This is a genomic window from Methylobacterium sp. J-067 (assembly GCF_022829465.1).
Lineage (GTDB): Bacteria > Pseudomonadota > Alphaproteobacteria > Rhizobiales > Beijerinckiaceae > Methylobacterium > Methylobacterium litchii.
The window spans coordinates 1-21,192 of sequence record NZ_JAKSXZ010000056.1; the positions used below are offsets into that span (position 1 = coordinate 1).

The following is a 21,192-nucleotide window of genomic DNA, read 5'->3' on the forward strand; positions in this document are numbered from 1 at the left end:
CGCCTTCTCGAAATCATCCGGCAACGAAGGCTTCGTCGGCCGTTGTCAGATCGGCTACAACTTCCAGTTCACCCCGGGTTCGGGTGTGGTCGTCGGTATCGAAGCTGAAGCCCCGTACGCCGACTTCGACCCCCGGCGGAACCGCTTCTCCGCCGTTGGCGCCAGCGGCTCGGCCATCCTCCCGGGCACCCTAGTGTTCAACGCGGACGGCCTGTCGGGCCTCGACTACTTCGGCACCGTGCGCGGCCGCCTCGGCTACGCCTTCGACCGCACCCTGTTCTACGCCACGGGCGGCTTCGCCTACGGCTCGGGCGGCGGCCGTCAGTTCGGCACCGGCGTGCGCTCGGACGACTTCCAGACCGGCTACGTGGTCGGCGGCGGTATCGAATACGCTCTCCCGACCGACTCGTTCCTGAACTTCTTCCGCTCCTCCGCCGTGACGGTGAAGGTGGAAGGCCTGTACGTGAACCTGGACCGCAACCGCAACGTTGCCGGCGCCTTCGCCACCAACAACCTCGGCCAGCTGGTCACCACCGCCTCCCAGGGCGTGACCGTGGTCCAGGGCCCCGCCAACCTGCGCCGCGACACGGAGTTCGCCGTGATCCGCGCTGGTGTGAACTACAAGTTCGGCACCTACTAGGATCGACCATCACCGCGCCGGTCCCGACTCGGTGATCCCAGCTCCAATGTTGTGATCTGGGACCCAAAGTTCGGGTCTAAATTTATCTGAAGTTGAGCGAGGCTGTATCCGTCAGGATGCGGCCTCGTTTACGTTTACGAGCTAGTCCGTCCACCCACGCCTAAGGCCGAAAGGCCAAGCCTCAAGCTATCGCGTCAAATCCATCATCCAGGGCAGTGAGACCGAGCTTAAGGATGGGGCCGCCTTGATCTCGACGTTCCGTCGGAGTGGGAAGCGACGACGACCGTAGGCGGCCACATGATGTTGGCGGGACTACCTGTCGCGGCTACGTATGCGGACGGTAACAGGCATCGCTCCGACCATTGGGCATCACCAACGAAGATAACCCGTAGCGGATAGCGGGACCCGTTACGCGCTACGAGTGGCGTAACATCCTGCCGCAGGCAAGCTGTTCCACCTTCGCTAAGGAGTTGCTCCGGAGATGGTGCGGCGTTCACGCTTGGGCTGACCAAGCCGATCCCAACGAACCGTGCGGCGACAGTTCGGGGAGGCGACCTGAAGAAGGCTTGCTGCGCCACCGCCGCAATCCGCTTCCTAGGCCTATTCAGAACGCGCGCTGCCGACGGCTATGTACGCGGCCGGAAACACCGTCAGCGCCTCGGCCGTTCGGCGCCAAGTCAATCGACTATTACCGCTGAACGTAAGGGGTCATGCGTATCAGCACACGCTACGCAATACGCTCGGAGTCGCTGGCGCCAGTGACCTCGACGTGTTCAAGCGCTGCGTAGCGGCCATCGCCGAGACTCTTGAAATAGTACCCGCGTCCTGCCCGTTCGGACATGTCCTTCGCGAGACGCTTCAGACCATCCTTCCAGTGCCTCTTGGCGGCCTCGTGGACCCTCGCCGGCAAACGCTCCCGTATCTGGGCCGCCTTCAACGGGCCGTGCGCAAGCAGCACCTTCCGGACCTCCCACATCACTGAGTCCCCCAATGACGGCGGCGGCGACCTCGTTTCGACCTCTTGTGCGGGAGCAGGGTCCGGCTCGACTTGCAGGAATCGCCCGTTTATTTCCTTGAGCGGCCTGCCCGACTCAATCATCGACCGCAGCCTGTATCTCAGCCACCCAACTGACAGGGGCATCTCGACGTCGGCCCCGTTGTTGAGCAGGCTCGCCGGTAGGGCGGATAGGATGTCAGCAGCGAACATCGGACTGCGCCCCCGCAGCAATGTCATCACCTCGGTCTCGACGGACTTCCAGAACGCCTCATGGGCATCCGGCCTGACCATCTCGTCCCCCTCCCGGGCCATCAGCGTCCTCAGTCCCACGCCCCGCTCCCAAACGTCCCGATGGCGCTGTGTTTCGGCATCGTCCTTGGCCGATCTTTCCGATGTTTCAGGTGCCCCGCCGCCGCGCAGGCGTTCGACCTCGGCGGTGAGTGCGGCCACCCGGGCCTCCAACACGTCGACCGTCATGCCGGCCTCGTCCAGCATCTCCCTGAACGCCGCCCGCTCGACCTCGAAGTTTGCGCGCTCGACGTCCCGGACGCGGCTCTCGTTCGCCTGGACCTCGTCGAGCAAGGCCTTGCCGAAGTCGCCCAAACGCTTCTGCAATGCGTCCGGCAACTCCATCAACTCGATCACGGGTTGGTAATTCCGCGTCGCCTTCCAGATCGCCAACTCCGGCCCGACGTCGCTGAAGGACCCTTTACGACGGAGCTTGTCCCGTACGCGCCGGACCGAGACCCGGACTGCCTGGTCCCCGCGCAAGGCCCGCAGTTGATCCGCGACCCTAAAGACCTCGACCCTATCGACCATGACCCGCACCCCGACAGCTTTCTGTCATCATGGGGACCAGGCATGAAGAAGCGGTCACACCGACGCCTCCCCGACGGCAACCTGATCAAGATGCCAACGCTATCGCGTTGCACGTCCACAGCTTTCCACGGAACAAAACGAGGTCGAACGGCCTGACCGAGACCTTAGCCGCCACGCGCTGGAGGCATCATGGCCACGCCGAACCGCACCCGAACCGCCAAGGACCCCTTGTACGGGAAACCGAAGGCAGCGGCATATAAGGTCCGGGCCACAGCCAACGCCGACTCCCGCACCCCGATGGGTAAGCCCGAGGTCCGGATCTTCGTCTCATATTCCCATGTCGACGCCGTGGCCCGGCAGAAACTCGAAACCCATCTGGCGCCCCTGCTCAAGGACGGCGTGAAAACGTGGTTCGACGGAAGGATGGACCCCGGAGATGCCCTGGACGCCAGCATTTCCAAGGCCCTCCGGGAGGCCCACGTCATGATCGCCCTGCTAAGTCCGGAGTACATCTCCAGCCGCTACTGCCAATTGGAGTACGACCGGGCCATGGGCCGGAGGGCCAGGGGCACCATTCGCGTCGTCGGCGTCGTGGTACGGCCCTGCAGTTGGAAAGAAACCAAGGCTGCCGGATTCAAGCTGTTGCCCGAGGACGGTCGGACCGTCCAGGATTGGCGGAGCGCTGACGCCGCCTACCTCAACGTTGCCCAAGGCATCGGTAAGCTGGTGAAGACCCTCCGCGCGGGAATGGCCGTGAGCCTCGCCAAACCGTCGGCCCATCCGCCGAAGTCGAGGACACCGGTTAAAACGCCCTCGGCGAGCCCAGGGACGAAATCACCGGCGAGGTCCCCGGTCAAAGCTGTCCGTCGGAAGTCGGCACCGAAGATCACCGGCGTCGTCCCCGGAAGGACGGCCTTGCCGAAGCCGCCGAGGAAACCCGAAGTAGCTGGACGGTCTAACTCGAAGTCCGGCTAGACCGAGGTTCCCTGTGATCACCCACGTGCAGTTGGAGGAGACGTCGCCCATCCGGCTAGCGGGACCGCGAGGGCGGGTCCGGCGTTGTACCTCTGATCCGGCACGTCCACGTACCGCCGGCAGGAGGAGACGACCGCATGTCCGACACGCCCCGTCCTGGCGACGATCCTGCTCCCCCCATCGGCGACCCGCCGCCCGAACCCTCGCCCCCCGAAGGCGATCCGCCGGCGGATGTGCCGGCGCCGCAGCCACAGGGGCCCATCGACGCCCGGTAACAGCGACCGCCGCGTCTACTCGCGCGGCGGGTTCGTCTCGACGCCCAGCCGCCTCATGCAGGCGTGGTAGATCTCCGCGCCCAGCGCGAACGGGGTCAGACCCTTCGGGTTGGGTGCGGCGAACACCTTGTCCCGAGCCTCGTCGCGGCACTGCGCGTCCTGGGGGCTGGTGATTGGCTGATCCTGTGCGACCGCACCGGAACAGGTCGCGGCCAGCACGGCCGCCGCGATAACGACGCGCACGCCCATCACTTGCCGCCCTTCGCCTCGTAGGCATCGATGGCGCGGCGGCAGTTCTCGGACAGGTCCTTGCGGTGGTTCTTGAAGCACGCCTTCATTTCCTCCCCGCCCGGGTCCATGCCTCCGCAGAAGGTTGTCGCGTCGCCGGTGCAGTATCGCTTGAGGTCACTCTTCCCGTCATCAGCAGTAGCGGGAACGACGAGGGCGAACCCCAAGGCGAACGCGATTGATAGGGGTCGATTCATGAAAACTCCGATGAATGGATCGCGGTCGTCGCCCGACTGACAACGTATGCGAGGACGCACGTACCCGCCCGCACCAACGCGCGACGCTTCGAAAGCGCCGCATGACGGTTCGTCCGATCCGCTAACGCCCGACGCCCGTGACGGCGCGGACCGGGGCTCCCGCGAGGTCCACCGTCGAGCCCACCGTATCGCGCAGACCACTGCCGACGTTCGAGAGATGGTCGCCGTAGGTCTCGCGCGTCTGCGGGTCGACGAGGGCCACGGGGGCGGCCACCGCCAGCGCCGCACCGGTCGCCACGGTCGAGGCCGCGCCGGCCGCCGTGCTCACCAGCCGGTCGCCGATGCCGATCTGCCCGTCCGAGATCGGCTGGCCGTCGGCGAGGCGTTTGCCCAGCAGCGCGACGACCTCGCCAGAGGCGAACTTGCCGTGGTTGAGCGGGTCGTCGCCCTTCACGGTCGACAGGTTCAAGACGCCGATGTTCTGGCGCTCCAACTCGGACTTGTACGGCTCGGCGGTCGGGTCGATGGCCCCGAGCCGGACGCTGTCACCCCATACCAACCGCGAGACCGCGAGTGCCTGGTCGTCGCCGGAGACCATCAGCGTCAGGCGGGGCCGGTCCGGACCCATGTCGTGGAACGCGGCACGGGCGAGGTCGATGTCGACGTCGGGCGCGGCCAGGATGACGTTTCGGATCTTGGGGGCGACGCGCTTATCGCGGATCGCCATCTGCCGCAGGCTCTCCAGGGTCAGCCAGTTGCCCATCGAGTGGGCGAGGACCGTGACCTCGCCGACATTCGGGTCCTTCGCAAGGTCGCGTAGCAAAGTCTCCAGGCCGTTGCGCGAGAAGTTCGTGCTTTCTCGGTCGTAGCCGTAAGCGAGCACCGAACCGCGCGAGGGCCACGTGAACAGTACCGGCGCGACCTCGGCGCCGGAGTCGTGCACGATCTGCGCGAACCGGAAGACGGCATCCTCGAACTTGTTGTTAAACCCGTGCACGAACACCAGGACGTGGCGCTTGCCTCGACCGTGGGCCGCCTTGCCGGTCCAGGCAGTGACCTTCGAGCGGTCGACGGGCTCGGCGCGGAGCGCGACAAAATCGGTTGCCGGGTTACCTGGCAGGCGCTCCGGCCACTGCACGGTGCCGGGCTGGCGAGTGGCGTCGGGCGGGATCGACACCGCGAGGTCGGTGTAGGTGACGGCCTCGCCGCGCTCGCCGGAGAACAGCACGCCGCGGTCGGTCGCCGACTTGCGCGTGGTCGCAACAAGCATGTCGACGCGGGAGGCGCCGGCCACCGGTGCCGTGTCGGCGATGGGCAGCAGCACGCCGGTCGGACGGCCGGCGCAGGCCCCGAGGCCGAGGAGCACAGTTAGTCCGGCCGCGGTCGCCAGCGAGCGTGCGAGACTTTCAAAACTTCGAAACACCCGCACCCCCGAACCCTGCCTTGATGGGTGAATGTTCACCCTCGGTCCAGGCCGGGCATGATTACGGGACGATTGCGGCACGGTACGGACGGTAAACGCGAAGATGGATTCCGATGTCCCCCGAGTGACAGCGCCGGCCGGCGGGCCTCAGTTTCCGTAGGGCGAGGCGAGGACCACGCGGATCTTCTTGGCCGGTACGACCTGCACGCCGGGCGCCGGGGCGGCGTTCACGATGGCGGCCATCCGAACCGTCTCGCCCTTCGCGACGCCACGGGCGACGTTCCGCGTCTCGGAAGCGATGGCCGGTGCGGCGGCCAGCAGGGAGATCGCGAGGGCGACGATTGTCTTCACGGCTGCTGTCCAAGGCTTGACTTTATGACGCGCGAATAACGGTCAAGCCGTCGGCATGTTCCGGCTTCAGGCGGCGTTCGCCGCGGCCGGAGTCTGGCCGCCCGTAGTCGTCGCAGCCGCCTCCCTCAGGCACGCCTCGACCGCACCGCGCAGCGACGACACGTAGGCGTCGGCACCCACCTGCCGACCGAGGTCCGTGTCGGTCAGGACCGCCTCGCCCTGCGGCCACAGTCCGACCAGAAGCTTGGCGTCCCTCGACTTCCGACGAAGCCGTTCCAGCAGGTAGCGTAGGTGCGACGGGTTGCCGGTGATGTCTAGGTAGGAGATGCACACCATCGCCACGCCCGACAGGTCGAGGTCGCGGATGCCTTCGCGTGAGGCGGACTGGTAGGCCGTCACGCGCGCCCCGAGCCCGTGCTTGCGCAGCAGTTGCGCCAGCATCGCCGAGGAGGCCTCGTCGAGGGGGCCGCGCCCGGCCAGGCACAGCACCGGCGCCTCGCCGCGCCACACTTCGGGCAGCGCCTCGCGGGAAGGGGCCCGGCCCGGCACGGCCTCGTTCCTCGGGTGCGCGCGCTCGGCGAGCGTCGGCGTATCGTTCGGGTTGACCGTCGCGTCGGTGCCTGCCGGCTCGACGTCGGGGTGGTCCTCGAAATCCTCGACCAGGGAGCGGGACGACGCCCGGATGTTCTCAAGCTGGGCCGGTGTGACCACGCCGCGGGCATAGTCGTTGGCGGCGAGCTGCAAGCCCTTGAGCGCGACCTCGTCGTAGTACGATGACAAGGAGCGCTCCTTCAGCATCTGCTCGCCGAGGTCGCGGGCCTCGTCCGGGTCGCCTGCCAGCATGCGCTGGTAGAAGTTCTCGACCGGGGTCAGCGGCGGCCGGTCGCCCAGCAGGATATCCAGGAACTCCAGGCTGTCGACGTGGCGGCCGAGCACGACGAGGCAGACCGTGAACGGGGTCGCCAGGATCAGGCCGATGGGCCCCCACAGGAAACCCCAGAACAGGGTCGAGACGATCACGGCGAACGGCGAGAGGCCTGTAGAGTGGCCATAGAGCAGCGGCTCGATCACCTGCCCGAACACCGGCTCGGCGATCAGGAACAGCGCCGCGGTGGCGATGACCATGTTCCAGCCCGGATCGACCGCCGCCGCCAGCGCGACCGGAAGGACGCCGGAGATGAAGGCACCGATGTAGGGCACGAATCGCATCAGCGCGGAGAACACGCCCCACAGCAGCGGGTTGGGTACGCCGATGAACCACAGTCCGACGCCGACGATGACACCGAACGCGGCGTTCATGCCGAGCTGAGCCAGGAAGTAGGTTCCAAGCCGGCCCGCCGCATCGTCCATCGCCACGGTGGTGCGATGCAGGTCGCTCGACCCGAACAGGCGGATCATGCGGTTGCGCAGGTCCTCCCGCTGCAGGAGCAGGAACACGACCACAACGAGGACGATGCCGACCGTGGTCAGAGGCTCGAACACCGGGCCGAGGACCTTTTCGGCTAGTGCGAGCGGCGAGATCTCAGGGTCCTGGATGCGGACCAACTGCGCCTTGGGCGTGTCGCCAGCGGGTCCCGTCGCCGCCGTCGTCCCGGAGGCGTCTGCCTTCTGGGTGGCGTCGTGGACCTCGTGGCTGAACTTCGAGATGACCCGGTTAGCCTCCCCGAGCCAGCCCTGCTGCAGGCCGGCGAACTTCTTCGAGACCGTAGCTTGGTACTGCGGCAGGTTGCCGGCGAGCCCGGCCACCTGCGTGCCGATGACCGCGCCGATGCCGCCGATCACGCCGAGCGCCAGCAGCACGGCGACGATGACCGAGGGGACGCGCCCGAGCTTGATTCGCCGGAGCAGATTGACCACCGGGGCCAAGACGAAGCTGAGGAGCACCGCCAAGACGAGGGGGATGAACACCTCGCGTCCGAAGTACAGCGCCGCGATCAGCACGACGCCCACCGCGAGGGTCAGCAGACCGCGCAGGCCAGGAACCAACGGGGGCGGCACCTGGGCGGGCGGCTTCACGGCTACGGCATCGTCCATCGGCATGCGCGATTCCCGGTCACGCCGCGTTCCGCAGCGCATCGCATCTCAACGCCGAAGGCATCGATTGGTCCCGGCGGACCTCACATCCGCCGCCGTCCGGTCGCGCGCGGCCCGGCATGCAACGATTGCCCGACACGACCCGGCTCCGCCGCCCCGCCGGGGGCGACCATAGATCTGAAGGTCAACCCAAAGAACGCGCAGGTCGGAAGCCGACGCACCCCCGGGCGCGAGATCGAACCACCCGGTGTACGGGGCACCGGAGGCCATGGCCCCGGACGCCGACCTATCGCGACGGATGCCAACCGCTTGGAACGCCGCCGGCTCGTCGCCGGCCCGAACGAGAGGGCGTGATCCTCGTCGAGCCGGACCAGCGCATCTCCTAGGCCAACGACGCGACGCTTGCGATGCACGGCGTGGCGGCGCTGTCCGACCTTGGCGCGACGGTCGACGCCTACCGCGCGCGCTTCAGCCTGCGTTACCGCAACAACCGTGCGCCCAGCCGCTACCTCATCCAGCGCATGTTGGACGGTGAGGTCGTCTGCGACTTCGTCGTCGAGGTTAGTCCTCACTGTGGTACTCGTATGCGGATCGCTCAATCCGTTTGACCAAAGCGGCTCGTAGGACCTGCTGTCTCACGCGCCCTTCGCATACTGGATACTGGTGAAGTTCTGCGGAGTTAGAAGATCGGTGCTTAGCCGTCCGACGCAAGCTTGATGGTTGCCACTGCTCCCATGCGCATCGAGCGGGGAGACGGTCGAACTGCCGGCGCCGTGGAGGGATGCGACCGTGATGCCGACATCGATGCAGCGCCAACTGGAGCAGGTCATCGCTGGCCTCGGTGAGGGCGTGATCCTCATCGCGCCGGACCATACGGTGACCTACGCCAACGAGGCCGCCCTGACGATGCACGGGGTGAGCGACCTCGGCGACCTCGGGGAGAACGTGGCCGAGTACCGGACCAACTTCGTACTGCGCTACCGCAACCACCACGAAGTCGGACCGCTGCAGCACCCGGTCGAACGCATGCTCGCCGGCGAGGCCTTTCGCGACGCCGTGGTCGAGGTCCACCACAGGCGTGATCCCGTTCGGACCTGGATGCACCGGATGCGCGGCTTGGTCACCACCGGCGCCGATGGCATCCCGACCGGACTCGCCCTGGTGATGCAGGACGTCAGCGAACGCTACGAGGCGGAGGAGCGCTTCGAGTGCATGTTCAGGGCCAACCCCGCCCCGGCGGTGGTCTGCCGGCTGTCCGACCTGCGTTACGTGAAGGTCAACCAGGGCTTCGTCGACCTGACTGGGTACGCCCGCGAGCAGGTGCTCGGCCGGAGCTTCACGGAGATCGACCTGATCGGTCAGGGCGAGCACCGCGCCTCCGCCGTGGCGCACCTGCATGCCGGCACCACCATACGTCAGCGCGAGGCCTGCCTCTCGGTCCCCTCGGACCGCGAGAAATTCGTCATCGTCGCCGGCCATCCCATCGAGATGCCGGGCGGCGAGCGCTGCATGCTGTTCACCTTTGCCGATCTGGAGGACCGCCGGAAGGCCGAGGCCGAGCTTCGGTTGAGCGAGGAGCGCTTCGCCAAGGCGTTCGAGCTCAGCCCGATCCCGACGGTCCTCCTGAGTTCCGACGCGGACGTGCCGACGAGCGTCAACGACGCCTACGCCGCGACCTTCGGGGGCGCGGACGCCACCACGATGCCCTGGGCGGAGGAGGCAGAGCGGACGCGCTTCAGGCGCGAGCTCCAGCGCTACGACCGGGTGCGGGCCTTCGAGGGCCGCCTGCGCACCCGGGACGGCGAGGAACTCGATTGCCTCGTGTCGGCCGAGAGGATCACCGTCAACGGCGGCGCCGGGCTGCTTTGTGCCGTCCAGGACATCTCGTCGAGGAAGCGAACCGAGACCGAGCTCATCTCAGCCATTGATTCGGTGATGGCCGACGCCTCGTGGTTCAGCCACGGGGTGATCGAGAAGCTCGCCCTGCTGCGCAACCCGCCCAGGCCCGGCAAGCCGCAGGTCATGATCGAGAAGCTCACCGTCCGCGAGGGCGACATGCTGGAAGGCATCTGTCGCGGCGACACCGACGAGGAGATCTCGACGGCGCTCGGCGTGTCGCTCAGCACCGTGCGCAACCACGTCGCGAGCCTCTATCGGAAGATCGGGGTCAACCGGCGCAGCGCCGTGGTGGTCTGGGCCAGGGAACGCGGCATCGGGGAAAAGCCGTCATTTGACAACAACGGCAAAAACAACACACGAAAACTAGGCAAAAAACACTAACCGCATTGATCTGAAATACTTTTATGTAATGCCGAGGAACATCGGCTGGATTCTGCTATTTTTGCGGTATAGGCCTGCTCGTACCGGGCTCCTGAACGACTGTTGAACCGGTTGGGGCGAGGGCCAGGACATGGGCAAGGGCCGCAAGGTTCTGTCTGACGATCACGCGCGCGCCCTGATCAAGCAGGCCATCGGCATCATCTTCGGGGACATCACAGTAGAGACCGAGGCTACGGCCGAGATCGCCGCGATAGAGGCGCAGCACGCCAAGGGCAAAACCAAGTCGCCCAAGCCCACCAAGCCGAGTTCGACCTCAGGTCCCTAGCGTCCCGGCCATCCGAGCCCGCTCTGTCCCCGACGCAGCCGCCGGCGTCGGAACCCTACCGCACACCCACACACGGAAGCCGACCATGTCTCTCCTCGCCTGGATCGTCCTCGGCCTGATCGCCGGCTTCATCGGCTCGAAGATCGTCAACAACACCGGCCAGGGGCTGCTCGTCGACATCCTGCTCGGCGTCGTCGGCGCCGTCGTCGGCGGCTTCCTGTTCAACCAGTTCGGCCAGCCCGGGGTGTCCGGGGTCAACCTCTACAGCCTGCTCGTCGCCGTCGTTGGCGCCGTGGTGGTGCTGTGGCTCTACCACGCCCTGATGGGCCGCCGCCGGGTCCTCTGACCCCCACTCCTTCCGCCGACCCTCGGCCGAAGCCCGACCCAACCACCCCCGACAAGAGAGTTTCCACGATGGCGTTATCACCCGATACCACCCGTCCGGCCTATGACCGCGACCTGCCGACCACCAGCCCGGCTACCCCGGCCGAGGATATGCGCACGATGGCGCTGCACTCCATCTCCTGGGGGGCTGTCATCGCCGGCGCCGTGATCGCGCTGGTCGCCCAGGTCATCCTCAACATGGTCGGGCTTGGGATCGGGCTCTCGACCGTCGACCCGGCCGGCAACGGCACCCCGACCGCCGGGTCGCTCTCGTCCGGCGCCGGTATCTGGTTCGTGATCTCCGGCATCCTCGCCTCCACCGCTGGCGGCTGGCTCGCCGGGCGCCTCTCGGGCAAGCCGGCTCGGAACACCACCGCCTATCATGGGCTGATCGCCTGGGCGGTCTCGACCCTGGTCGTCGTGTACCTGCTGTCCTCGGCGGTCGGCGGCATCGTCAGCGGCGCGTCGAGCGCGGTGTCGAGCACGCTCGGTGGCGCCGGCAACCTGATCGGCGGCTCGGTGAAGACGGCAGCCCAGGCCGCGGCCCCGTCGCTGCCGGGCATGGACAACCCGTTCTCCAACATCGAGAGCCAGGTCCGCGGCACGACCGGCAATGACCCCGAAGCCCTCAAGAACGCTGCCGTCAGCGCCATGCGCGCCGCGGTGACCGGTGACGCCGGCCAGCAGAAGGATGCGCAGGAGAAAGCGGCTCAGGCGCTTTCAAAGGCGCAGGGCATCCCGGTCGATCAGGCCCGGACCCAGGTCCAGCAATACGCCCAGCAGTTCAACGAAACCGTCGCGAAGGCGAAGGAGCAGGCCAAGCAGGCGGCCGATGCCGCCGCACGGGTCGGCTCGCAGGGAGCGCTCTACGGCGCTTTGGCATTGGTCCTTGGTGCGCTGTCGGCCTTCTTCGCCGGGCGTGGTGCCGCCGTCGACCCGGTGCTCACTCGCACCGCCCCCGCCGTCACGACCCAGCGTCGGGTCTGACGGTGATCGACCCCGCCGCGATCGAGCCGCGTCTCCCCGGGACGCAGGACAAGGCGGCGGAGGTCGCCATCGGTGAGAGCGTGACGCTCCCGCTGATCGCCGAGACCGCCCGCATCGACAAGCGGGCGGTGGAGACTGGCCGGGTGCGGGTCTCGACCCGCACCGAGGCGGTCGATCAGGTCCTGCGCGAGACCCTGCGCAGCGACATGGTCGGGGTCACCCGGGTGCCGATTAACCGGACCCTGGCCGAGGGCGAGACGCCCCCGGTGGTCCGCGAGGAGAACGGGGTGACCATCATCCCGATCCTGGAAGAGATCCTCGTCGTCGAGAAGCGCCTCGTCCTGCGGGAGGAGGTGCATGTCCGCCAGACCACGGGGGGCGAGGACGTCGAGATGCCGGTGACGCTGCGCCGGCAGCACGCCGTGATCGAACGCGTGTCCCCCGAGGGGCACGTCACGGCCCTGAACCTAGCTGAAACACCGGAGATCGAACGATGACCCAAACCATCACCGCCATGTACGACACCTACACGGACGCAACCGCCGCGAAGGCCAAGCTTGTGGCCAGCGGCATCCCCGAGGTCGGCGTCCGGATCCTGTCCGGCAGCGAGGCGGGCACGACGACCAGCGCCGCCACGACCCACGAGAGCGGCATGTGGGGCTCGCTGAAGGAGTTCTTCATGCCGGAGGAGGACCGCCACCTGCACGCCGAGGGACTGAACCGAGGTGGCACCATGCTGACTGCGACCGTCGAGGACGGGTACGCGGAGCGGACCTACGACATCCTGGAGGAGCACGGCTCGATCGACATGGATGAGCGCGAGGCGGCCTGGCGCAAGGAGGGTTGGACCGGACAGGCTGCAGGCGCGCCGGTCGCGGCCGTTGCCCCCGCATCGACGACCGCCGCGACGGGTCTGCGTGCGGCCGGTTCCACCGAGACCGTCACGGCTCAGGGGACAGCGCAGGGCACCGACTACATCCCGGTGGTTGAGGAGCGGCTCAACGTCGGCAAGCGCATGGTGGACAGCGGCCGGGTGCGCGTCCGCTCCTACGCGGTCGAGAAGGACGTCAGCGAGAACGTTACCCTTCATGACGAGACCGTGCACGTCGATCGCCGCGTGGTCGACCGCGCGGTGACCCCGGGCGACATGGCCCTGTTCGAGGACAAGGTCATCGAGGCCACCGAGATGCGCGAGCAGGCGGTGGTCTCGAAGGAGGCCCGTGTCGTCGGCGAAGTTGGCATCCGCAAGGACGCGACCCAGCGCGTCGAGACCGTGACCGACAAGGTGCGCCACACCGAGGTCGAGGTCACTGACGAGCGCGGCAACGTCGAGCGCACCGGCACGGCCGGCACCACCGGGACCGCCCCGCGCAAGCCGATCTGACCGCGCCGGGCCGGGAGGGAGCCCGCGGCCTCCTCCCGGCCAACGCACCAACCCTCAACGCAAGCATCGAGCACGGCCTCCGCCCCATGATCCGCATCACCGGCTTCCTCGCCCTCTCCTTGATCATGGCGGCGGGCTCCGCCGGTGCCCAGGGCGACGATGCCGCCACCAACCATCTCCGGACGTTCTGCTCCGGGGACTATCTCAGTCTTTGCAACGGCATGGATCCGAAGGGGCCGGAGGTGGTGGCGTGCTTCCGCAGGAACATGGGCAAGCTCTCGCCCGGCTGCCGGACCGCCATCGACGAATACAAGGCGTCGAAGGGAACCGGTTCGAGGTCCTGAGCCGCCTGGAACCCGTACCTCGCACACCCGAACGGGAGAACGAATATGAGTGACGGCTTTCCCTCCATGACCGCCTTGCTCGGCCTGCTTGCCGTGGCTGGGTTCCAGAACAAGGACAGGATCGCCGAGATGCTGGGTGGAGGTCATTCTTCTCCGGGTGCAGGGTCGTCAACCACGCCTGGCCAAGCCGGCCTCGGAGGTCTGCTCGGCAACATCGGCGGTACGCTCGGCGGAGCCGGCATCGGCAACGTGCTCGGCGGGGGGCTGGGTCAGCTGGTCGAGAGCTTCCGGCAGAACGGCCATGGTGCCGCCGCCGATTCCTGGGTGAACCACGGTCCCAACCAGGAGATCGCTCCGCCCCAGTTGCGCCAGGCCATCGGTTCCGACGTCATGGACGCCCTGTCCCGGCAGACGGGGCTGTCGCACGACGAGCTGCTTTCCAGGCTCTCCCGGGAGCTTCCCTCGGCGGTGGACCGCTACACCCCCGACGGCAGGCTGCCCGCCCTCTGAGGCGGCGCGCCTGAGGATATCCCGCACGCCGGTCGGGATCCGTCCCGTCCGGACGCGCCGGTCGACACGACCGCAACGAGCACCGTGACGGTGCCGCACGAGGAACACCACCATGGCCAAGACCGCGCACGACGAGGCCGCCAAGCACCACGAGGCCGCTGCCAAGTCGCACAAGACCGCAGCAGAGCACCACGAGAAGGGCGACGAGGATAAGGCCGCCAAGCATTCCAAGGAGGCCCACGGACATTCCGAGAAGGCGCACGAGAGCTCGACCAAAGCCCACGGCAAGAGCGCCAAGAAGTAGGCCACTTCAACGAACCGCCGGACGCGCAACCCGCGCGTCCGACCCCATTCAGGAGAACATCCATGGACGAGAACCGTATCACCGGTGCCGCGAAGGAGTTCGGCGGCAAGGTCCAGGGCGCCGTTGGCGACGTGACAGGCGACCGCGAGACGAAGGCTAAGGGTGCCGCCAACGAGGCCAAGGGCAACGTCGAGAACCTATACGGGCAGGCCAAGGACGCCGTGCGCGACGTGGCCGACCAGGCCGGCGATCTTGCGCAGGGCGCGCTGAAGCAGGGCCGCGACGCCTTCCCCGACGCCGAGCGCGCCTACCGCCAGGGCGCCGACACGGTGACGAGCTATGCCAAGGAGTCCCCGCTGATGATGGCGGCGATGGCCGGCGCACTCGGTTACCTCCTCGCGATGGTCGTCCACGGCCGCCGCTAGACCCCCTTCCACAATGTCCTGCAGGTCCGGAGCAGCACAATGAACGATCCAACCCGATCTGCGGGACCATCACCTGCCGCCGACGGCCCGATGCGGGCGGCGCGCTCGCCGGCCGGCTTGGCCGACGCCGTGCGTGACCAAGCGAGCGGCTATGCCGACCGGCGCAGGACCGAAGCGGCCGGCTTCCTGTCCGAGCTCGCCAGGGCGCTCCGTTCTGGCAGCGGCGAGCTCGATGGGCAGGCGCAGGCAAAGCCCTTCGTCCACACGGTCGCCGACAACCTCGACGCGCTCTCGGACCACGTCGCACGCCGTGGCTTGCACGAACTACTCCGTAATGCCGAAACGGTAGCGCGAGGCAACCCGTTGGTGACGGCTCTAGTGGTCGGCGCGCTCGGGTATGGCACCTTCCATCTCATGCGATCCGGGAACGGCAATGCCCTCAAGTCCCGTGGTGAGCCCAGGCAGGCCTGGGGCGGGTATCCGTGAGCGCCGTTCCCCCACCCCCGCCATCCGGCGGACTCCAGGGTCTGATGGCCGAGGCACTCCGTGGTGCCGGCGATGTTCTGCGGGGTGAGATCGCCCTGTTCCGTCAGGAGATGGCGGACAACCTGCGCCGCCTGATCGTCGGCCTCGCGACGATGGCTGGCGCGGCGGTGTTTGCCGTCGTCGGCTTCTTGGTGTTGGTCGACGCCCTGGTGAAATGGCTCGCCACCGTCGTCGGCTCGGAGGCGCTCTCCGCCCTGATCGTCGGCGTCGTCTTTCTGGTCATCGGCATTGTTCTGGCGCTCACAGCCAAGAGCTGGTTCTCGGTCGATGCGCTCGTCCCGACCCGTACGGGTCGACAGCTTCGGCACGACGCCACCGTCATCAAGGAGCACGTGACGCATGACGAGTGACGCCGACGCGCTGGAGCGAGAGATCGAGGCGAGCCGCGACCGCCTCGACCAAACCCTGGACAGGCTCACCCAGCGTCTCACCCCCACCGGCATCGCCGAGGACATGCTCGGCGCCGTCCGCCGCGACGCGACCGGGGGTACCCTCTACGACGGCGCGCTGGAGGCGGTGCGGCGCAACCCGGTGCCGGTGCTGCTGATGTGCCTCGGTGCCGCGATGCTGCTCAAGGGCAAGGAGCCGCGTGGGCCGGCGACCTACCGCGCCGTGCGCGATCCCGACCGGTACGCGGCGGCGGCCGTCACCTCCACCTCGGGCTCCGGCATTACCCTTCCGAAGCCCTCCCGCTGATGCGTCCCCACATCGCCGAGTTCATCGGCACCTTCGTCCTGGTGTTCTGCGGCTGCGGCAGCGCGGTCCTGATGGCCGACCACATCGGCTACGCCGGGGTTGCCCTGTCCTTCGGCTCCGTCCTGATGGCGATGATCTCCGCGTTGGGTCCGATCTCGGGCTACCATCTCAACCCGGCGGTGACCCTTAGCCTGACGCTGAGCCGGAAGTTCGATGCGGCGCGCCTGCCCGGCTACATGGCCGCCCAGGTCCTCGGAGCGGTCGTCGCCGCCTACGTCCTCTACGTGGTAGCGCAGGGGCGTCCGGGCTTCGACGTCGCATTGGGCTTCGCCTCGAACGGCTACGACGCGCGTTCGCCGGGCCACTACAACATGGCCGCGGCGTTCATCGTCGAGTTCGTCCTGACGGCGCTCCTCGTTCTCACCATCCTCGGTGCGACCGACCTGAAGGCGCCGGTGGGCTTTGCCGGGCTCGCCATCGGCGTCTCCCTGACCGTGATCCACCTCGTTTCGATCCCGGTAACCAACACCTCGGTCAACCCGGCCCGCAGCATCGGGCCGGCCCTGTTCGTCGGCTGGGACGCGGTGGGGCAGCTCTGGCTGTTCATCGTCGCTCCGCTGCTGGGCGGGGCCGCGGCGGCCGGGCTGTACGCGACGATGCGCGCCCTCGACCCGGTTTTGCAGATGCCCGTGCGGCAGGCGGTGCAGGCACTCCCGGCCGAGCTTGAGCAGCGCCTGGAGAAGGCCGGCATCAAGCCGACAGAGTTCTAGCGCCACCACCGGAGGGACCTGCCGATGCCGACCATGCGAACGCAGATCCATGCCAGTGGCAACGACGACCGGTGGTTCCTCTGCCGGGGCGAAGATGCGGCTGACGTGTTCGTGTTCCACGAGCCGAACGGTCCGTCCGGCGGGACACCGTCCCGGATCGAGCTGGCGGCCTTTCTCGCCTCCGGCAGTGGATCGCCGGAGCACGGCACCTTGCTGACGATGATTGGCTCCCTGGTCGGGGCGGCACATGCCGGGTCGGGCACGCCCCTCCGTGGTCCCGAAGCCGGAGCCGCAGGTGCCGAACCGACCCCGGGCGAGGCTGCCTCCTCGATCTGACCCCAAACCCTCCAAGCCCGCGAGACCGCCATGGCCATCGACTACCGTTCGGAACTGCGCCGCCCCCTCCCGTTCAGCCTGGCAATCATCGCCGCCGTGCTGCTGCTCTGGCTGGTCGTGGCCTCCATCGCCGGCGCCAGGCAACGCGGCGCCAGGGACCACCGCGTCGGCGAGTTGGAGGGCCAGCGGACGGCCCTGCAGACGGACCTCGACCAGCAGCGGTCCACCGCCGGCACCCTCGCGGCGCTGCAGGCCAGGATCGCCACGTCCGAGACCGAGGTGAAGCAAGCGACCCAGGCCGGCGAGGAGGCCAAGGCGAAGGCGGCCGGCCTCATCGAGGAGCGGCAGGCGGCCGAACGGAAGGCCGGCGAGGCGAAGGCGGCGTCCGACGCGGAGACGAAGCGCCTGTCCGACCTCCAGACCCAGGTGACGGAGGCGGAACGGAAGCTCGCCCCCCTGCGCGACGCGACCACCGCCGCGGAGAAGGCTGCCACCGCCCGAACCCAGGAACTCGCCGATGTCGGGCGCCGGGTCGAGGACGCCCGGCAGCAGGAAGCCAGGCTGCGCGCCGACATCGCCGCCATGGCGCAAGAGGCCACTGGAAAGACCGCCGAACTCGCCAAAGCCGAAGAGCGTCAGCAGAAGGCCCGCGAGGGGGCGGCCGTGGCACAGAAGGAACTCGCGGATGCCCGGACCGCGACCGAGCAGGCGATTAAGCAGCGCGCCGACCTGGAGCAGGCCGTCGCCGGCCTGACCGCGAACCGCGAAAAACTCGCGGCCGGGAACGAGCAGATGACCCAGCAAGCCACGCAGGCACGGGAGACCCTGGACGGCACCCAGAAGGATCTCGCGACGGCGCAGGCCGAGCGGGACCGCGTCACCGCCGAGCGGGGACAGGCAGAGAAGTCGGTCCTGAAGCTGACGTCGGACCGCGACGCGGCCGCCGCGGCGTTGGAGGCGCTGCAGAAGCAGCAGGCCGACGCGCAGGGCCAGCTTGCGACGCTGACGGAGACGATGTCCGCCAGGAACAAGGAGGTGGCGGACGTCGAGGAGAAGCTGCGCTCCGCCCGGGCCGAGCTCGCGGATGCACAGGCCAAGCTGGCCGACGCCCGGCAGCAACTCTCGACCCCACCGGCGCCGGCCGCGACGCCCGTGAAGCCCGACTGAGGCCAGCCGGCATCGGGTGCACCATATCTACCCCTCACCGTGACGACAGGAGAGACGCCATGGACGAGAACCGCATCACCGGCGCCGCCAAGGAACTCGGCGGCAAGGTGAAGGGCAAGGCCGGGGAACTGACCGGGGACCGTGAGACCCAGGCGAGGGGCGTGGCCAACGAGGCCAAGGGCAACGTCGAGAACCTGTACGGGCGGGCCAAGGACGCGGTGCGCGACGCCGCTGACACCGTGGGGGATGCCGCCGAACGCGGCGGCATCGACGGCGACCGGGTCGCCGGCACCGCGAAGGAGATCCGCGGCAAGGTCCAGAGCGCGGTCGGTGCCGTTACGGGCGGCGAGCGTGACCGGGTCGAGGGCCGACGGCGCCAGGTCGAGGGTCGCGCGCAGGATCTCTATGGACGGGCGGAGGATGCCGCGCGCGACGTCGGAGGCTACGCCCGCGACCTGTACGAGCACGCCGACGACTACGCCCGGGACGGCACCCGGGCTGTCCGCCACCAGGTCGAGGAGAGCCCGCTGGTCGCGATGCTGATCGCGGGCGCGGTCGGCTACGGCCTCGCGCTGCTCGTCCACGGCCGCCGCTGACGTCGTCCCTCGTCGCCCGGCCGCCGCACGGCGGCTGGGTCAAACACCGCCATCCGGGGCGTCCCCTTGCATCTGTTCGGAATCGATTGGGTCGGCGTCAACGCCGAGAACGGGCGCAAACTCGTCCTGTCGCTGGTGTTCGTCGCCGTCGTCCTCGGGGGCGGGTTCGGGTTGCGTGCCCTGGTCGGGCTTGTCCTGACGCGCACCGACCACGCTACGCTCCAGACCAAGTTCTGGACGCGCCAGGGCATCAGCCTGCTCGCGGCGGTCCTGCTCGTCCTCGGCCTGCTCTCCATTTGGTTCAACGATCCGACGCGCTTGGCGACCGCCTTCGGGCTGCTGTCGGCCGGCCTCGCCTTCGCCCTGCAGCAGGTCATCACCTCGCTGGCCGGCTACTTCGTCATCCTGCGCGGGGCGACCTTCACGGTCGGCGACCGCATCTCGATGGGCGGCGTGCGTGGCGACGTGCTGCGCCTGGGCTTCATTCAGACCACCATCATGGAGATGGGCCAGCCACCCTCGGTCCAGGGCGCCTCGCCGGCGATGTGGGTGCGCAGCCGGCAGTTCACCGGCCGCATCGTGACGGTGAGCAACGCACAGATCTTCTCCGAGCCGGTGTTCAACTACACCCGGGACTTCCCGTTCATCTGGGAGGAGATGGCCGTGCCGGTAACCTACCAGGCGGACCGGACCAGGGTTGAGGCGGTGATGCTGGAGGCCGCCCGGAGGCACGCGCTGGACACGAACGCCATGACCGTCGAGGCCAAGGCCAAGTTGCAGGAACGCTTCGGGGTCGAGCCGGTCGACCTGGAACCTCGGGTGTTCTACCGCATCACCGACAACTGGCTCGAACTGACGGTCCGGTTCATTCTCGGCACGCACCAGATCCGCGGCGCCAAGGACGCGATGAGCCGGGATATCCTCACGGCGTTCGACGCGGCCGGCATCGGCATCGCCTCAGCGACCTACGACATCGTCGGCCTGCCCCCCATCGAACTCGTCCGCCGACGGCGCGGAGGGAGCCCCGATGCCGCGGCCGCCTCGAAGGCCGGCGAGTGACTGGCGCGATGGTGCCCATGGCGGCCCTGGCGGTGGTCCTGCTCGGGGTCGTCCACGTCGTGACGCCGACCCTACGATTCCTGGACGGCTCACCTCGAAGCGTCTGGCTTTCCGCCGCGGGCGGGGTCGCGGTGGCCTACGTGTTCGTCCATTTCCTCCCGGAACTGGCCGGTGGCGAGGCCAGCGTCGGCCGCATGGCGGGGGACACCTTCGGCGGCTTCTCGGAGCGCCACGTCTACCTAATCGCGCTCACCGGCCTGATGGCGTTCTACGGGCTCGACCGGCTCGCCAAGGTCGACCGCTCCCGCCGCGCCGGCATCCCTGTCACCGACGCCCGGGGCGCCTCGGTCGACGTCGGCACCGGGGCCGGGGTGTTCTGGATCCACATGGGGTCCTTCGGCCTGTATAACGGCCTCGTGGGCTACCTCCTCCTCCATCGAGAGATGACGGGGCCGATCTCTCTAGCCTTCTTCACCGTGGCGATGGCGTTGCACTTCGTCGTCACGGACTACGGCCTGAACGAGGACCACAAGGCGGCTTATCGCAGGATCGGGCGATGGCTCCTCGTCGTCGCCGTGCTGGCGGGGTTCGTGCTCGGTGCCATCACCACCGTATCCGACGCGGCCATCGCCGCCCTGACGGCCTTCCTCGGCGGCGGCGTGATCCTGAACGTCCTCAAGGACGAGGTTCCAAGTGAGCGCCAAAGCCGGTTCTGGGCCTTCGCGCTCGGGGGCGCCGGGTACTCCGCGTTGCTTCTCACCCTGTGACCCGACCCACGTCGTCCAAGGCACGGCGCATACGAGGACCGAGGGTTCCCGCCGGCCGGGACGGGACGAGGTAACTGACGAGCACGAGGACGGGCATAAGGATCAGGGGCGGCTACACCATTGGCGCTTCGAACGCCAGCGCTTCGGGGTACGCACGGCGGACCATGAACGTACCGGATTGGCACTCGACAGGTCGCTCCGTCCCCTGGCGATCCTGCTCCGCGTTATGATGCCGGAGATGGACGGCTGGTCGGGGCTCGCAACCCTTAAGGCGGCCCCCGAGACGGCAGGCATCCCCCGTGGTCATGGACAG

At 68.1% G+C, this 21,192-nt stretch carries 27 protein-coding genes; 22 read left to right on the forward strand and 5 right to left on the reverse strand.

Annotated elements, in window-relative coordinates; translation table 11 throughout:
- Window positions 1-640: outer membrane protein (locus MKK52_RS05295; protein WP_243952780.1), on the forward strand; the 640-nt coding region annotated here is incomplete at its 5' end.
- Between the two features lie 727 nt (window positions 641-1,367).
- On the opposite strand, the gene MKK52_RS05300 is transcribed toward MKK52_RS05295, so the two are convergent.
- Window positions 1,368-2,456, reverse strand: coding sequence for a DNA-binding protein (locus tag MKK52_RS05300; protein WP_243952781.1), 1,089 nt, complete (start codon window positions 2,454-2,456; stop codon window positions 1,368-1,370).
- 189 nt (window positions 2,457-2,645) lie between these two features.
- Between MKK52_RS05300 and MKK52_RS05305 the strand changes: the two genes are divergently transcribed.
- Window positions 2,646-3,431, forward strand: a complete 786-nt coding sequence (locus MKK52_RS05305; RefSeq protein WP_243952782.1) for a toll/interleukin-1 receptor domain-containing protein — start codon at window positions 2,646-2,648, stop codon at window positions 3,429-3,431.
- A gap of 290 nt (window positions 3,432-3,721) precedes the next feature.
- Here the strand turns inward: MKK52_RS05305 and MKK52_RS05310 are convergent, their stop codons facing one another.
- The 4 genes from MKK52_RS05310 to MKK52_RS05325 all read right to left on the reverse strand — a co-directional run bounded on the left by MKK52_RS05310 (window position 3,722) and on the right by MKK52_RS05325 (window position 8,005).
- On the reverse strand, window positions 3,722-3,949 hold the full coding sequence (locus MKK52_RS05310) for a hypothetical protein (RefSeq protein WP_243952783.1): 228 nt from the start codon (window positions 3,947-3,949) through the stop codon (window positions 3,722-3,724).
- A 363-nt stretch (window positions 3,950-4,312) separates the two neighbouring features.
- Complete coding sequence (locus MKK52_RS05315; protein WP_243952784.1) at window positions 4,313-5,557, reverse strand: alpha/beta hydrolase; 1,245 nt, start codon at window positions 5,555-5,557, stop codon at window positions 4,313-4,315.
- Window positions 5,558-5,761: 204 nt separating this feature from the next.
- The gene (locus MKK52_RS05320; RefSeq protein ID WP_243952785.1) at window positions 5,762-5,965 is read right to left on the reverse strand and encodes a hypothetical protein; all 204 of its coding nucleotides are present in this window, start codon (window positions 5,963-5,965) and stop codon (window positions 5,762-5,764) included.
- A 66-nt stretch (window positions 5,966-6,031) separates the two neighbouring features.
- A complete protein-coding gene (locus MKK52_RS05325) occupies window positions 6,032-8,005 on the reverse strand; it encodes an AI-2E family transporter (RefSeq protein ID WP_243952786.1) in 1,974 nt (657 codons plus the stop codon).
- 410 nt (window positions 8,006-8,415) lie between these two features.
- Here MKK52_RS05325 and MKK52_RS05330 point away from each other — a divergent pair, with 410 nt between their 5' ends.
- The 20 genes from MKK52_RS05330 to MKK52_RS05425 all read left to right on the forward strand — a co-directional run bounded on the left by MKK52_RS05330 (window position 8,416) and on the right by MKK52_RS05425 (window position 20,879).
- Window positions 8,416-8,607, forward strand: a complete 192-nt coding sequence (locus tag MKK52_RS05330; RefSeq protein WP_243952787.1) for a hypothetical protein — start codon at window positions 8,416-8,418, stop codon at window positions 8,605-8,607.
- A gap of 184 nt (window positions 8,608-8,791) precedes the next feature.
- Window positions 8,792-10,279: a PAS domain S-box protein gene (locus MKK52_RS05335; protein ID WP_243952788.1), complete on the forward strand. Its 1,488-nt coding sequence runs from the start codon at window positions 8,792-8,794 to the stop codon at window positions 10,277-10,279.
- 130 nt (window positions 10,280-10,409) lie between these two features.
- The gene (locus MKK52_RS05340; RefSeq protein WP_243952789.1) at window positions 10,410-10,604 is read left to right on the forward strand and encodes a hypothetical protein; all 195 of its coding nucleotides are present in this window, start codon (window positions 10,410-10,412) and stop codon (window positions 10,602-10,604) included.
- A gap of 85 nt (window positions 10,605-10,689) precedes the next feature.
- The gene (locus MKK52_RS05345; protein WP_243952790.1) at window positions 10,690-10,950 is read left to right on the forward strand and encodes a GlsB/YeaQ/YmgE family stress response membrane protein; all 261 of its coding nucleotides are present in this window, start codon (window positions 10,690-10,692) and stop codon (window positions 10,948-10,950) included.
- Window positions 10,951-11,018: 68 nt separating this feature from the next.
- Window positions 11,019-11,975: a hemophore-related protein gene (locus MKK52_RS05350; RefSeq protein WP_243952791.1), complete on the forward strand. Its 957-nt coding sequence runs from the start codon at window positions 11,019-11,021 to the stop codon at window positions 11,973-11,975.
- Entirely contained in the window at window positions 11,972-12,472 is a 501-nt protein-coding gene (locus MKK52_RS05355; protein ID WP_409564623.1) for a YsnF/AvaK domain-containing protein, read from the forward strand. The genes MKK52_RS05350 and MKK52_RS05355 overlap by 4 nt, the downstream gene beginning before the upstream one ends.
- Window positions 12,469-13,359, forward strand: coding sequence for a YsnF/AvaK domain-containing protein (locus MKK52_RS05360; protein WP_243952793.1), 891 nt, complete (start codon window positions 12,469-12,471; stop codon window positions 13,357-13,359). Before MKK52_RS05355 ends, MKK52_RS05360 begins: the two co-directional genes overlap by 4 nt.
- A gap of 86 nt (window positions 13,360-13,445) precedes the next feature.
- Window positions 13,446-13,703, forward strand: a complete 258-nt coding sequence (locus MKK52_RS05365) for a 3',5'-cyclic-nucleotide phosphodiesterase (protein WP_243952794.1) — start codon at window positions 13,446-13,448, stop codon at window positions 13,701-13,703.
- Between the two features lie 45 nt (window positions 13,704-13,748).
- Window positions 13,749-14,213, forward strand: coding sequence for a YidB family protein (locus tag MKK52_RS05370; RefSeq protein ID WP_243952795.1), 465 nt, complete (start codon window positions 13,749-13,751; stop codon window positions 14,211-14,213).
- A gap of 112 nt (window positions 14,214-14,325) precedes the next feature.
- Window positions 14,326-14,517 (forward strand): hypothetical protein, encoded by a 192-nt coding sequence (locus MKK52_RS05375; RefSeq protein ID WP_243952796.1) that lies wholly within the window; start codon window positions 14,326-14,328, stop codon window positions 14,515-14,517.
- A gap of 62 nt (window positions 14,518-14,579) precedes the next feature.
- Window positions 14,580-14,942 (forward strand): CsbD family protein, encoded by a 363-nt coding sequence (locus MKK52_RS05380; protein WP_243946271.1) that lies wholly within the window; start codon window positions 14,580-14,582, stop codon window positions 14,940-14,942.
- A 39-nt stretch (window positions 14,943-14,981) separates the two neighbouring features.
- Complete coding sequence (locus tag MKK52_RS05385) at window positions 14,982-15,428, forward strand: hypothetical protein (RefSeq protein WP_243952797.1); 447 nt, start codon at window positions 14,982-14,984, stop codon at window positions 15,426-15,428.
- Window positions 15,429-15,472: 44 nt separating this feature from the next.
- On the forward strand, window positions 15,473-15,838 hold the full coding sequence (locus tag MKK52_RS05390) for a phage holin family protein (RefSeq protein ID WP_243952798.1): 366 nt from the start codon (window positions 15,473-15,475) through the stop codon (window positions 15,836-15,838).
- Window positions 15,828-16,184, forward strand: coding sequence for a DUF3618 domain-containing protein (locus MKK52_RS05395; protein WP_243952799.1), 357 nt, complete (start codon window positions 15,828-15,830; stop codon window positions 16,182-16,184). Before MKK52_RS05390 ends, MKK52_RS05395 begins: the two co-directional genes overlap by 11 nt.
- Window positions 16,184-16,954 carry an aquaporin Z gene (gene aqpZ / locus MKK52_RS05400; RefSeq protein WP_243952800.1) on the forward strand — a complete coding sequence of 257 codons (771 nt, stop codon included), beginning with the start codon at window positions 16,184-16,186 and terminating at the stop codon, window positions 16,952-16,954. Before MKK52_RS05395 ends, aqpZ begins: the two co-directional genes overlap by 1 nt.
- A 24-nt stretch (window positions 16,955-16,978) precedes the next feature.
- A complete protein-coding gene (locus MKK52_RS05405; protein ID WP_243952801.1) occupies window positions 16,979-17,290 on the forward strand; it encodes a hypothetical protein in 312 nt (103 codons plus the stop codon).
- Window positions 17,291-17,320: 30 nt separating this feature from the next.
- The gene (locus MKK52_RS05410; protein WP_243952802.1) at window positions 17,321-18,457 is read left to right on the forward strand and encodes a chromosome partitioning protein ParA; all 1,137 of its coding nucleotides are present in this window, start codon (window positions 17,321-17,323) and stop codon (window positions 18,455-18,457) included.
- A gap of 59 nt (window positions 18,458-18,516) precedes the next feature.
- The gene (locus tag MKK52_RS05415; RefSeq protein WP_243952803.1) at window positions 18,517-19,053 is read left to right on the forward strand and encodes a CsbD family protein; all 537 of its coding nucleotides are present in this window, start codon (window positions 18,517-18,519) and stop codon (window positions 19,051-19,053) included.
- 66 nt (window positions 19,054-19,119) lie between these two features.
- Complete coding sequence (locus MKK52_RS05420; RefSeq protein ID WP_243952804.1) at window positions 19,120-20,112, forward strand: mechanosensitive ion channel family protein; 993 nt, start codon at window positions 19,120-19,122, stop codon at window positions 20,110-20,112.
- 17 nt (window positions 20,113-20,129) lie between these two features.
- Window positions 20,130-20,879, forward strand: a complete 750-nt coding sequence (locus MKK52_RS05425) for a hypothetical protein (RefSeq protein WP_243952805.1) — start codon at window positions 20,130-20,132, stop codon at window positions 20,877-20,879.
- The last annotated feature ends 313 nt before the right edge of the window (window positions 20,880-21,192 follow it).

Bases quoted from the DNA above. Each gene is read 5' to 3' on its own strand.
- MKK52_RS05300 (WP_243952781.1), bottom strand. From the start codon at position 2,456: ATGGTCGATAGGGTCGAGGTCTTTAGGGTCGCGGATCAACTGCGGGCC.
- MKK52_RS05305 (WP_243952782.1), top strand. From the start codon at position 2,646: ATGGCCACGCCGAACCGCACCCGAACCGCCAAGGACCCCTTGTACGGG.
- MKK52_RS05325 (WP_243952786.1), bottom strand. From the start codon at position 8,005: ATGCCGATGGACGATGCCGTAGCCGTGAAGCCGCCCGCCCAGGTGCCG.
- MKK52_RS05335 (WP_243952788.1), top strand. From the start codon at position 8,792: ATGCCGACATCGATGCAGCGCCAACTGGAGCAGGTCATCGCTGGCCTC.
- MKK52_RS05340 (WP_243952789.1), top strand. From the start codon at position 10,410: ATGGGCAAGGGCCGCAAGGTTCTGTCTGACGATCACGCGCGCGCCCTG.
- MKK52_RS05345 (WP_243952790.1), top strand. From the start codon at position 10,690: ATGTCTCTCCTCGCCTGGATCGTCCTCGGCCTGATCGCCGGCTTCATC.
- MKK52_RS05350 (WP_243952791.1), top strand. From the start codon at position 11,019: ATGGCGTTATCACCCGATACCACCCGTCCGGCCTATGACCGCGACCTG.
- MKK52_RS05360 (WP_243952793.1), top strand. From the start codon at position 12,469: ATGACCCAAACCATCACCGCCATGTACGACACCTACACGGACGCAACC.
- MKK52_RS05365 (WP_243952794.1), top strand. From the start codon at position 13,446: ATGATCCGCATCACCGGCTTCCTCGCCCTCTCCTTGATCATGGCGGCG.
- MKK52_RS05370 (WP_243952795.1), top strand. From the start codon at position 13,749: ATGAGTGACGGCTTTCCCTCCATGACCGCCTTGCTCGGCCTGCTTGCC.
- MKK52_RS05375 (WP_243952796.1), top strand. From the start codon at position 14,326: ATGGCCAAGACCGCGCACGACGAGGCCGCCAAGCACCACGAGGCCGCT.
- MKK52_RS05380 (WP_243946271.1), top strand. From the start codon at position 14,580: ATGGACGAGAACCGTATCACCGGTGCCGCGAAGGAGTTCGGCGGCAAG.
- MKK52_RS05385 (WP_243952797.1), top strand. From the start codon at position 14,982: ATGAACGATCCAACCCGATCTGCGGGACCATCACCTGCCGCCGACGGC.
- MKK52_RS05390 (WP_243952798.1), top strand. From the start codon at position 15,473: ATGGCCGAGGCACTCCGTGGTGCCGGCGATGTTCTGCGGGGTGAGATC.
- MKK52_RS05395 (WP_243952799.1), top strand. From the start codon at position 15,828: ATGACGAGTGACGCCGACGCGCTGGAGCGAGAGATCGAGGCGAGCCGC.
- aqpZ (WP_243952800.1), top strand. From the start codon at position 16,184: ATGCGTCCCCACATCGCCGAGTTCATCGGCACCTTCGTCCTGGTGTTC.
- MKK52_RS05405 (WP_243952801.1), top strand. From the start codon at position 16,979: ATGCCGACCATGCGAACGCAGATCCATGCCAGTGGCAACGACGACCGG.
- MKK52_RS05410 (WP_243952802.1), top strand. From the start codon at position 17,321: ATGGCCATCGACTACCGTTCGGAACTGCGCCGCCCCCTCCCGTTCAGC.
- MKK52_RS05415 (WP_243952803.1), top strand. From the start codon at position 18,517: ATGGACGAGAACCGCATCACCGGCGCCGCCAAGGAACTCGGCGGCAAG.
- MKK52_RS05425 (WP_243952805.1), top strand. From the start codon at position 20,130: ATGGCGGCCCTGGCGGTGGTCCTGCTCGGGGTCGTCCACGTCGTGACG.